Source organism: Leptospira tipperaryensis (assembly GCF_001729245.1).
In the GTDB taxonomy this organism is placed as follows: Bacteria; Spirochaetota; Leptospiria; order Leptospirales; family Leptospiraceae; genus Leptospira; species Leptospira tipperaryensis.
The window spans coordinates 434,223-445,000 of sequence record NZ_CP015218.1 but is presented as its reverse complement, the minus strand read 5'-3'; the positions used below and the strand labels follow the sequence as shown (position 1 = coordinate 445,000).

Here is a 10,778-nt window from a genome sequence, read left to right as displayed (position 1 = left end):
CTCTTTCTTCCGGAAAGAATGCGGATGGTTTTAGAACTAGATTTCATAATCATTTTCCGACTTACATTCAATCTCAGATCGACGCAAACGAAGAATTGAAAGTGCACCCGGCCTTCGTAGACGGAGCTTGGGGACTTTTAACTTCTATCGATTTAGAATCTTGTGATCCAGCTCTGATCCGTGACGCGGACGCTATCAAACGTTACGTGGAAGAACTCTGTGACCTGATCGAAATGAAACGTTTCGGTGAAACCATCGTTGTTCACTTCGGTGAAGACGAAAGAGTCGCCGGATATTCCATGCTTCAGTTGATCGAGACCTCTTGTATTTCGGCGCACTTTGCAAATGATACCAATACTTCTTACATTGATATCTTCTCTTGCAAGTGTTACGATCCGAAGGTAGCTTCCGAGTTTACCCGTAAATTTTTCCAGGGCGGCGCGATGAGACTCACCGTGACCAACCGCTTCTAAGGAAAATTGATGGAACTTTGGTTAGACGAAGCATTAGAACTTAAAAACGGACGCGCACTTAAGATCAAAGTAAAGGAGTTCCTCCATTCCAGGACGACTCCTTTTCAAAAGATCGATGTATTTGAATCGGAAGGATTCGGAAGAATGTTCACTCTGGACGGAGTTGTCATGATGACCGAAGCCGACGAATTCGCTTATCACGAGATGATCGTTCACGTTCCTATGATGAGCCACCCGAATCCGGAAAAGGTTCTGGTGATCGGAGGAGGAGACGGAGGGACCGTTCGTGAGGTTCTCAAACACCCTTCCGTAAAAGAAGTTCATCTTTGTGAAATCGACAAAGGTGTGATCGATGTTTGTTACGAATACTTTCCTGAAATCGCAAATGCGATGAAGGATCCTCGCGTAAAACACGCCTATGAAGACGGTGCGAAATACGTGAAGGACTATCAGAATTACTTTGATTGTATCATGGTAGATTCTTCCGATCCGGTCGGTCCTGCCGAAGTTCTTTTCAAAAGACCTTTCTACGAAACGATGTCGAACTGCTTGAAAGAAGGCGGCATCTGCACGACTCAAGGGGAAAGTTTTTACTATCACGGTCCGATCATTCGTGAGCTGTTCAATTTCATTCCTGAAATTTTCAATCACTGTGGTTATTATTTTACCGTGGTACCGACTTATCCATCCGGGATCATCGGCTTCACCTATTGCTCCAAAGGTCCGGATCCTTACACTGTTGTTCCGGATCCAAAAAGAGTTCCACAAGGACTGAAATATTATTCTGCTGAAATGCATAAGGCTGCTTTTGTGCTTCCTCAGTTTGCGCAGAAATATATCGTTCGTAAGTAAGATCATTTTATCCGGGGAGGGGCGATGAATTTTCAAAGTAAATTCCTAACCCGGAGCCAATCTCTCCAATCTCTTCTTTGTGTCGGACTCGATCCCGACTATTGCAAACTTCCCGAAACGATCAAACGAGGTCCGGAACCTCTGGTTCATTTTTGTCGCGAGATCATCGATGCTACGGCGCCCTACGCGGTCGCATACAAACCGAACATCGCATTCTTCGAAGTTTTTGGTTCTTCGGGAATCCGGCAGTTCGAAAAGGTGATCGGTCATCTCAAGAGCAATTATCCTGAAATTCCTATCGTAGCCGATATCAAACGTGGTGACTTGGACAATACGGCGCGACAATACGCTCGTTACTACTTCGGGGATCTGCAAGTCGACAGCCTTACGCTTTCTCCATATATGGGACTTGATTCCCTTCGTCCTTTTTTAGAATATCAGGATCATCTTGTTTTCTGGCTTTGTTTGACTTCGAATCCGGACTCGGCTCAATTTCAAAAGAAACGTTTTTCCGAAACCGGTCGAACTCTTTACGAAGAAGTGGCTTACATTGGCAATTCGATCTCTCCGATCAATCTCGGTTTTGTAGTCGGCGCTACCAATCCTCACGAACTTGCAACACTTCGAAAACAAAATCCGGACCGTATCTTTTTGATCCCCGGTTTTGGAGCACAAGGAGCGAAGCTCGAGGACTTACTTCCGGTCTGCGGGGCCAATTCGCTTATCAATTCTTCGCGCGGAATTCACTTCGCTTCCAGCGGTTTGGATTTTGCGACCCGAGCCGGATTAGAAGCGGAGAAAATTCACAAGTCGATGCAGGCTTACTTTTCTCATTCTTAATTCTTTAGTCTTCTTCTACGATTCAATCTGTATAAAGCGAAAATTTCGACTCTATTCTAATAGACAATGCGAAATACTCTCATCCAAGCGACCGATGAATAAAATGCGATTCCCATTTTTGATATTCCAATCTTGCTTTCTATTTCTCGTTTTTATACAAGTTGGAAATGCCGAAAAAATCGTTTGTCCAAACCTCGCTAAATCTAAAAGAGCTATAAGTTTAGAATTTTTGGTTCGTTCAGAAAGTGTCGAACTTCTCATTTCCAAACTTAGAAAAGATAGAATTCAAATTAAGGGAGAAGAGCCGAGTTCCGAGGGGCGAATAATGACGCTTTTCGTGCGAATGAAAGTCGCAGACTTTGAAAGGATCTTTTCGGGTAGACTTGAATATAAGGTCGTCGCTTATAGCTCTCATTCCGGCTCTTATTGCCAGTCGTATATTAAGAATTTTAGAATTCCTTCTCGTTATCAAAGTTTGGTTAGAGAAATACGACTCCCCGATCCTCAATCGAATTGATCTTCATTCTCCATTGACATTCCAGGAGGAGAATTTGTAATTTCTCCTCCTGGAAACATTATGAGATTGTTATATCACCTTGATCCAGTCCTACTTCAGAAAGAGGATAAACTTGTAACCGGTTGTTCTTCCTTTTTGGAAGTTTCCTCTCCTCCAAAATGAAATCCCAGACCGACCAGGCCCGAATATTCGTTATAGTGTATTCTTACGTCTCTCGTATAAGCTCTGTTAATCGCAGAACCTTCTGCTTCCGTAAAAACAAAAAAACGATCGAAGTTGATCTTAAATCCCAAACGACCAAAGCCTCGATAGGACGCGTATCTATCAAAACCCGTTGCGCCGGCTCCGATCGAAATATACGGATCAAACTTCTTTCCCGGCCGCAGGTGAAACGTAGGCCCGATGTCAAGGAACGTCAGAGAAAAATTGTTCCTTTCTCTCAGGGGATCGTTGGAAGCAACCGTATTGTAGAGAACTCCGTTGGATACATTCCCGTTTCTACCGATTGCCGCATACGTCAGGTAGGGTAGGAGGTGATCCGCATGAGACGGAACGCTGAGATAAAATAGTTGATGCGTAAGTCCGAATTCGAAACCAAAGTAACGAGGGTTGTATTCTGCGGAAATACGATAGTTGTTTGTCTTTCCCTTGTCTTCTTTGTATTTAACGTCTTCTGCATGACCGATGCCGCCTCCAATCTTTAAAGACCAGGGCGCATATTGTGCGTCAGGCTTCGTATCGTTCTGGGCAAAAACCCCAAATCCCGGGGTAACGGCGCACGTAATTCCTATTAAGAAAATGGAATATTTCTTTTTCATTAAAAACCACCTTTTGTTTTGAACCCTAGGACCAAATTATTTTCCAGAAATGGTTCCGACTTTTCAGTTTTGTTCCGAATATCCACAAGCTATTTATAAAAAGATAAATAAAATTGAATATTCCAACAAGGTAATTCTAATATTTTTACACAAAGGATATAAATGTAACGCATAACGTTATTTTCTTTTGAATTGACAAGGCCTTGATTTAGGTATAAGAAAATTATTGTAAAATTAAGTATCAAAATATCGTAATAAAATTCGACTCTATCCTCTGAATCGTATTTTCTCAGTGGAAAATTTCATTTCGATTATGAATTCTTTTGGATTTTGATTTGACGTAACGAGTTCAGATTCTCTCGTTATTCTTTGACCCAAAGAAGGAAACAAAAGGTTTCATCGATATATTTTCTTTTTATGAATGCTTTTCTCGGATTCTTCTTGGAGGATGGAAAGCGGAGCGTGAAGTCGTTTAATAATTTTGATCCAATGAAAGGAACTTAAATGGAATCTGAATTTTGGGAAATGCTAAAGAATCTAATTCCTCTCTATGGAGGACCAGGTCTTGCCATTGTTTCTTTCGCAGCGGCGACGATTCTTCCTTTCAGTTCGGAAGCTGCTCTTGTGATTGCGATCGCTTCGGGGCTTCCGTTGAAAGAAGCGATTGTATGGGCCTCGCTCGGAAATTGTTCCGCCTGCGCTATGAACTACTTTTTAGGAACCTGGTTTCGGTCCGGAGTGGAAACCAAGATAGAAGAATCAAAACTCTATTCTTACATTGCTCTTAAGATGCAGACCTGGGGATATTTTATTTTAGCGCTTTCTTTTCTTCCAGTTGTTGGAGACCCGATTACAATTCTTTCCGGCTTTTTTAGACAACGCCTGTCTTTCTTTATTCCAATTGTGTTTATGCTTCGTATCGTTCGTTACATCGTTCTTGCCTATGGCTTTGTGAACATTTGATCAAGTGCTTCAAAGACGTGACGCTTGTATCTTGAAGGCTTACAAGTGAAACGAAATTGAAATTACCTCTGGAATTTTTTTTTCACATCCAATCGCTTCCCTTCTGTCTATTATACACAAAGAAAGGACGGGTAGTTCTTGAAAAAGAATTTGAAAAAGAAAACCGGCAGCTCGGTTTCTAAAAAGAAAATTTCTGGGAAAAAAATTTCTGCCCAGACCAAAACGAAAAAGAAGAAAGAATCCCTAGCAATTATCGGAACCGGAATTGCGGGAATGGGTTGTGCTCATTTTTTACAAAAAGAATACGACCTTACAATCTTTGAAAAAGGATCCTATATCGGCGGCCATACGAATACGGTCGACGTGGATGAGGACGGGACGCAGATCCCGATCGATACAGGGTTTATCGTATTCAATCATGTTACGTATCCGAATCTCAAGCGACTCTTTGAAGAATTAAACGTTCCAACAAAAAAATCTTCCATGTCCTTTAGCGTACAACACGTTCCTGAAGGATTGGAGTTTTGCGGTTCCGGCATCAACGGACTCTTTGCGCAGAGAAAGAATTTTTTTAACTTAAAATTTCTGAGACTTTTGTACAACATCAATCGTTTCAACAAAGATGCTCCGAAGATTTTAGAAAACTCAAAGTATATGGATTATACGTTGGATGAGTATATTGTCAAAGAAGGATATCACCGAGACCTTTTGGATTATTATCTTGTTCCTATGAGCTCTGCTGTCTGGTCCACTCCGGATGATCTGATGCTTCAATTTCCGATTTATGGGTTAGTTCGTTTTTTTCTAAATCACGGTTTTATGGGGTTGGATACACAACACCAATGGTACACGGTTCACGGGGGATCGAGAGAATACGTAAAACGTTTAACGGCGCCGATCCAAGATCGCTTTCAATTGAATGCGGAAGTCAGTTCCGTCGAAAACGTCGGTAAGAAGGTCCGAGTTACTTTAAAAAACGGAAAGTCGAATCTTTTCGACAAGGTGATTCTCGCGACCCATGGGAATATATCCCTCAAACTTTTGAAAAGCCCGACTCCATTGCAAAAAGAACTGCTCAAAGAGTTCAAATATCAGAAGAATATCGCGACCTTGCATACGGACGATAGATCGATGCCGAAAACAAAACTTTCCTGGTCTTCATGGAATTATCGCATTGAGAAGGTGAACGGAAAGATGAGGCCTTATACGGTTTATTGGATGAATTCCTTGCAGGGAGTGTCGAAAAAGAAAAACTATTACGTTTCGATCAACGATCCGGGAACCGTAGATCGAAGGAAAATCATTCAGGAAATTGAATATGAACATCCTCTATTTAGCGTAGGATCTTTGAACGCGCAAGCTCGTTTATCCGAACTGAATCGCGAAGGAAACGTTTTTTTCTGCGGGAGCTACTTTAGAAATGGATTTCACGAGGACGCATTCTGGTCCGCAAGAGAACTGAGTGAAACCTTGCTTGGTAAAAGGGTTTGGAATTGAATTCCTGTATCTTTCAGGCGAAGGTCATGCACGATCGAAGATTTCCACGGAAGAATCGTTTTCGTTACGGGATTTTTACGTTTGCATTGGACCTGGACGAGTTGCCCGAGCTGGATCACAAACTACGATTTTTCGGAGTGGATCGCAGGTCGCTCTTTCGATTTTCCACCGGAGATCATCTTAACTTCGGTAAAGAAAACACAAAGGAAAACATATTAGAATATTTGAAACAAAACGGAGTTTCTGAAAAAATTAAGAAAGCTATCTTGATTACGAACGTTCGAGTTTTGGGTTATGTTTTCAATCCTGTTTCGTTTTATTATTTTTACGGCGAGAATGACGAACCTCTCTGTGCGGTCGCGGAAGTGGGAAACACCTTTGGAGAACAAAAACCCTTCTTCTTAGGAAAAGAAACTTGGAAAGACGGAGCCTTCCGATTAAAGACCGGCAAATTATTTTATGTTTCTCCCTTTGTAGGATTAAAATCCGAGTTTGAATTTACTTTGAAACCTTCGAGCGAAAATATTAATATTCGCATAGACGCACTGGAAGAAGACCAGACCGTCATGGTCACTACATACACAGGAACCAAATTAGAACTTTCTGATATGAATTTATTAAGAATGTTTTTCCGTTATCCATTGGTAACAGTCAAAGTAATTGTTCTGATTCACTGGCAAGCATTGAGATTGTGTCTTAAGGGCCTGCCTTTTATTAAAAAAGAAGAAAATATAGATCTGCAAAAAGGAGTTCATCTTGGAAAGAACCACTGAGTCCAATTTAAAATTTCAGGATTCGGAAATAACCATCACCGCGGCCGAATCCAAGTCGTTCGGATTTTATAAGAATCTTTTTTTTAAGGCCCTGTCGCCGATGCAAAAAGGTTCGATTCGTTTGGTGTTACCCAACGGAGAAAAGGCGTATCTCGGAAATCCGGAAAGCGAAGATCCTCCGGAATTTCATAAGGGAATCATTCACATTCACAATCCGATCTTTTATAAAAAGACGGTTTTGAACGGAGATCTCGGTTTTTCCGAATCCTATATGGACGGAGATTGGGATACGGATGATATCAGGGCCGTTATCTCGTGGTTTATCTATAACGTAGAAAATTCTCCTTCCGTGAGCGGAAGTAAAAATCGGTTTGCACACTTGAGCTTGATGAATCTCGGAAGCAGGCTCTTACATCTTTTTAGAAAGAATTCGATTCGAGGAAGTAAAAAGAACATCGTAGAACACTATGATCTCGGCAACGACTTCTACAATAAATTCTTAGACTCGACGATGACCTATTCTTGTGCTTACTTCCGGACAATGGATGAAACTCTGGAAAAGGCTCAACTCGCAAAACTGGAGATTCTCTGCAAAAAACTTCAACTAAAACCCAACGATCATCTTTTGGAGATCGGAACGGGATGGGCCGGCTTGTCCACATATGCCGCGAAGAACTACGGATGTAAGGTGACGACGTATACGATTTCCGAAGAACAATATCGTTATGCGACTGAGAAAATCAAGGCGGAAGGTTTATCCGATCAAATCAAAGTGAGAAAGGACGACTATCGAAAGGTTCAAGGTTCTTACGATAAAATGGTAACGGTCGAGATGTTGGAAGCGGTAGGGCACGAATACTTCGAAGAATTCTTTGCGATGTGCAATCGTGTTCTAAAAAAAGACGGGATCATGGTGCATCAGATCATTACGAGTCCCGACGCAAGATACGAATCCTTTCGTAAGGGAGTCGACTTTATTCAGAAGCATATCTTTCCCGGATCACTTCTGCCTTCCGTCGCGAGAATCAATCGTGCGATCAATAAAACCGGCGATTTCCATCTTTATTCTTTGGAAGATATCGGAGCCAAATATGATCATACGCTGATGACTTGGCTGAAAGGATTTGATTCCAATATCGCTCTGATTCGAGATATGGGATTTAACGAATCCTTTATTCGGAAATGGAGATATTATTTTTCATACTGTGCGGCCGCGTTCTCTATGAAAAACATCAGTGTGGTTCAAGTCGTTTATACAAGACCGAATAATCTCACTCTTTGAAAAATAGATTTTAACGAGAGAATTAAAATGGAATGGTGAGAATATCGTGAAAGAAACACATTCTCACCAACCCAAAAAATCGGTTTTTCATTTTCTAAGACACTTTGCGCCGAAGAATGTTTTGGAAATTATCAAGAGGGAACTCAAATCCGGAATCACACCGGAGAAGATAACCTTGAGTATCGTAGTCGGCGCGGGATTCGGAGTTTTCCCTTTGATTGGAACGACGATGACGATCTGCGGAATTTTAGGAGTTCTTCTTCGATTGAATCCGGTAACGATTCAATTGGCGAATTACCTCGTTTATCCTTTGCAGATTCTCTTGATCTTCCCGTTTTTAAAAACCGGTTCCGATGTTTTGGGAATACCTCTGAATCTTAAATGGGCTGAAAATATTTCCGTAGATAATGTTCCGGAAATCGCGAAAGGAATTTTTGACGTTGCCGGATTTGCGGTTCTCGGTTGGTTGATTTGGGCGCCGGCGATTTCGATTCTTCTCTATTTTCTTCTTTTACCCTTTGTGAGAAGAGCGGGACGTTTATTCGATTCGAAGAAGAAAGAAAAATAAAATCAGGAAGTTCGTAGTTATGCTCTTGCAAATCCTTACTCTTATGTTGTCCGCTTGGGTGGTAGTGTTTGTCTTGATGACGGTTTTATGGTGGTTTGGAAAGAGGGCGAATAATTACGCCGTTGTAGACGTCGGATGGGGACTTTGTATATCCACAGCCGCGATCGTTTATTTCTGGTTAGGCGACGGGTTCCCTCTGAGAACCGCTCAGATCACAGTGATCGTTGCGTTTTGGGGTTGGAGACTTTCTTTGTTTATTTTAGTGACTCGAGTATTTTCCGGGCACGAGGACCCGCGTTATACGGCCTTTCGAACTGAATACGGAGATCAAGTTGATAGAAAGTTTTTTACAAACATATTTCAGTTTCAGGGTATTCTCGCCGTGCTTTTGAGTCTTCCTTTTGTATTTCCGAATATCAACGAAAACCCAAATACGAATTATTTCGAAATTTTCGGAATAGCCCTCTTTATCTTTTCGGTGTTAGGCGAGGCTTGGGCCGACTTCCAGCTAAACGAATTTAAGAAGAATGCTGAGAATAAGGGTAAGGTTTGCGATGTAGGATTGTGGAGATATTCGAGACACCCGAATTATTTCTTTGAATGGTTGATCTGGGTGGGCTTTGGGTTATTCTCTCTGGGTTCTCCATTCGGGTGGATTGGTTTGATTTCACCGATCGTAATGTTTATTCTTCTCACAAAAGTGACAGGGGTTCCTTTGAATGAAGTGGGTCAACTGAAGTCCAAGGGTGATTTGTATAAAGAATATAGCAGAAAGACGAACGCATTCTTTCCTTGGTTTCCAAAGGCTTAGATATCGAGAATTTCGGAATAAAAATTATTTCCTTCTTTTGGAAACCGGATCTTTGAGTTTAAAACACATTCTAAATATTGAATCTATTAAAATAAAAGGAAATTCTTTCATGAAATGGATTTACGATCTAATGGAAAAAGATATTTTTCCGCATTGGCTGATTCGGTTTCGAATCCGTCAATTGTTGAAACAACGTTTGAAAGATGAAGACAAGGGTTCTCTTGAAAAAAATCAGAAACATCTGATGGAATACGTGAACTCGTTGAAAAAATCTCCGATCGCGATTCATACGGGTGCGGCGAACGAACAACACTACGAAGTTCCTTCCGAGTTTTTCAAACTCGTGATGGGAAAACACATGAAATACAGTTCGGGCTTTTGGGAAACAGAGAATACTTCATTTGACGAATCCGAAAGGAAAATGCTCGAAATCACTTGCGAAAGAGCTCAAATTGAAAATGGGATGAGCGTCCTGGATCTCGGATGCGGCTGGGGATCCTTATCTCTTTATATGGCGGAGAAGTTTCCTAAGTCTTCGATTACGGGTGTTTCCAATTCTAAGAGTCAGAAAAAGTTTATCGATGGAGAAGCCAAAAAAAGGGGACTCAAAAATCTTACGATTCTTACTGCGGATATGAACGAGTTTAAGATCGCAAAAAAATTCGATCGTCTTGTCTCGGTGGAGATGCTGGAGCACATGAAGAACTATGAAAGGCTTTTCGAAAAATTTTCCGGATTCTTAAAACCGAAGGGGCTTTTCTTCGTGCATATCTTTACGCATCATAAATTTGCTTATGCGTTTGACGTTATAGACGATACGGATTGGATGTCCAAATATTTCTTTACCGGCGGGCAAATGCCTTCTCACGATTTATTTTTGTATTTCCAGAAAGACTTTCAAATTCAGAATCAATGGGTGGTCAATGGAAGCCACTATGCAAAAACTTCCGAAGCTTGGTTGAATGGAATGGTTCAAAATAAGGATCAAGTAAGGAAAATTCTTTCCGAAACCTATGGAGCTGATCAAGCCATAAAATGGTTCGTCTATTGGAAGGTGTTTTTTATGGCCTGCGCTGAACTCTGGAAGTTTCGAAACGGAGAAGAATGGATCGTTTCTCACTACCTATTTTCAAAACGTTAGACGAAACGGAGTTGAAGAGTTTCCGCATCGAACGCGAAGTGCGCCTCTGAAAGACCGAACCGCTCAAAACGGATTTTCCAATGAATCGCCAATCTTCCGACGTCGTGAGAACTCGTTACGAAGTGTCCGTCCTCAAAAAACCGGAAGCGGATTTTCGGTGCTGTTTTGAATTAAAACGCAGCCAGAGTGTATTTTTGTAAGAGTTCCTACACGGGACTTTTTTCTTGCAAAAAGTAGATTTTC

Annotated in this window: 11 protein-coding genes (1 of these 11 only partly in view); 10 read left to right on the top strand and 1 reads right to left on the bottom strand. The window is 41.4% G+C overall.

Features of this window, described 5'->3' with window-relative positions; genetic code table 11:
* The 3 genes in view from A0128_RS21480 to pyrF are tightly spaced (at most 24 nt apart) and all read left to right on the top strand, a layout consistent with a single transcriptional unit that may run on beyond the window.
* A protein-coding gene (locus A0128_RS21480; protein ID WP_069609796.1) for an S-adenosylmethionine decarboxylase crosses the window boundary here: on the top strand, positions 1-473 show its 3' portion. It extends 394 nt beyond the left edge of the window; only the last 473 of its 867 coding nucleotides appear in the window; its start codon lies beyond the left edge, outside the window; its stop codon occupies positions 471-473.
* Between the two features lie 9 nt (positions 474-482).
* Positions 483-1,325: a polyamine aminopropyltransferase gene (gene speE / locus A0128_RS21475; protein ID WP_069609795.1), complete on the top strand. Its 843-nt coding sequence runs from the start codon at positions 483-485 to the stop codon at positions 1,323-1,325.
* A gap of 24 nt (positions 1,326-1,349) precedes the next feature.
* Positions 1,350-2,165, top strand: coding sequence for an orotidine-5'-phosphate decarboxylase (gene pyrF / locus A0128_RS21470; protein ID WP_069609794.1), 816 nt, complete (start codon positions 1,350-1,352; stop codon positions 2,163-2,165).
* A gap of 612 nt (positions 2,166-2,777) precedes the next feature.
* Here the strand turns inward: pyrF and A0128_RS21460 are convergent.
* Entirely contained in the window at positions 2,778-3,500 is a 723-nt protein-coding gene (locus tag A0128_RS21460) for a hypothetical protein (protein WP_069609792.1), read from the bottom strand.
* Between the two features lie 504 nt (positions 3,501-4,004).
* Between A0128_RS21460 and A0128_RS21455 the strand changes: the two genes are divergently transcribed.
* The 7 genes from A0128_RS21455 (at position 4,005) to A0128_RS21425 (ending at position 10,535) form a co-directional block, all read left to right on the top strand.
* Complete coding sequence (locus A0128_RS21455) at positions 4,005-4,463, top strand: YqaA family protein (RefSeq protein ID WP_069609791.1); 459 nt, start codon at positions 4,005-4,007, stop codon at positions 4,461-4,463.
* Between the two features lie 138 nt (positions 4,464-4,601).
* Positions 4,602-5,960 carry an NAD(P)/FAD-dependent oxidoreductase gene (locus A0128_RS21450; protein ID WP_069609790.1) on the top strand — a complete coding sequence of 453 codons (1,359 nt, stop codon included), beginning with the start codon at positions 4,602-4,604 and terminating at the stop codon, positions 5,958-5,960.
* Positions 5,957-6,733, top strand: coding sequence for a DUF1365 domain-containing protein (locus tag A0128_RS21445; protein ID WP_083244265.1), 777 nt, complete (start codon positions 5,957-5,959; stop codon positions 6,731-6,733). Before A0128_RS21450 ends, A0128_RS21445 begins: the two co-directional genes overlap by 4 nt.
* Positions 6,717-8,015, top strand: coding sequence for an SAM-dependent methyltransferase (locus A0128_RS21440; protein WP_083244253.1), 1,299 nt, complete (start codon positions 6,717-6,719; stop codon positions 8,013-8,015). The genes A0128_RS21445 and A0128_RS21440 overlap by 17 nt, the downstream gene beginning before the upstream one ends.
* A 46-nt stretch (positions 8,016-8,061) precedes the next feature.
* Positions 8,062-8,583 carry a DUF2062 domain-containing protein gene (locus A0128_RS21435; RefSeq protein ID WP_069609789.1) on the top strand — a complete coding sequence of 174 codons (522 nt, stop codon included), beginning with the start codon at positions 8,062-8,064 and terminating at the stop codon, positions 8,581-8,583.
* Between the two features lie 19 nt (positions 8,584-8,602).
* On the top strand, positions 8,603-9,394 hold the full coding sequence (locus tag A0128_RS21430; RefSeq protein ID WP_069609788.1) for a DUF1295 domain-containing protein: 792 nt from the start codon (positions 8,603-8,605) through the stop codon (positions 9,392-9,394).
* Between the two features lie 109 nt (positions 9,395-9,503).
* On the top strand, positions 9,504-10,535 hold the full coding sequence (locus tag A0128_RS21425; RefSeq protein WP_069609873.1) for an SAM-dependent methyltransferase: 1,032 nt from the start codon (positions 9,504-9,506) through the stop codon (positions 10,533-10,535).
* Positions 10,536-10,778 lie beyond the last annotated feature (243 nt).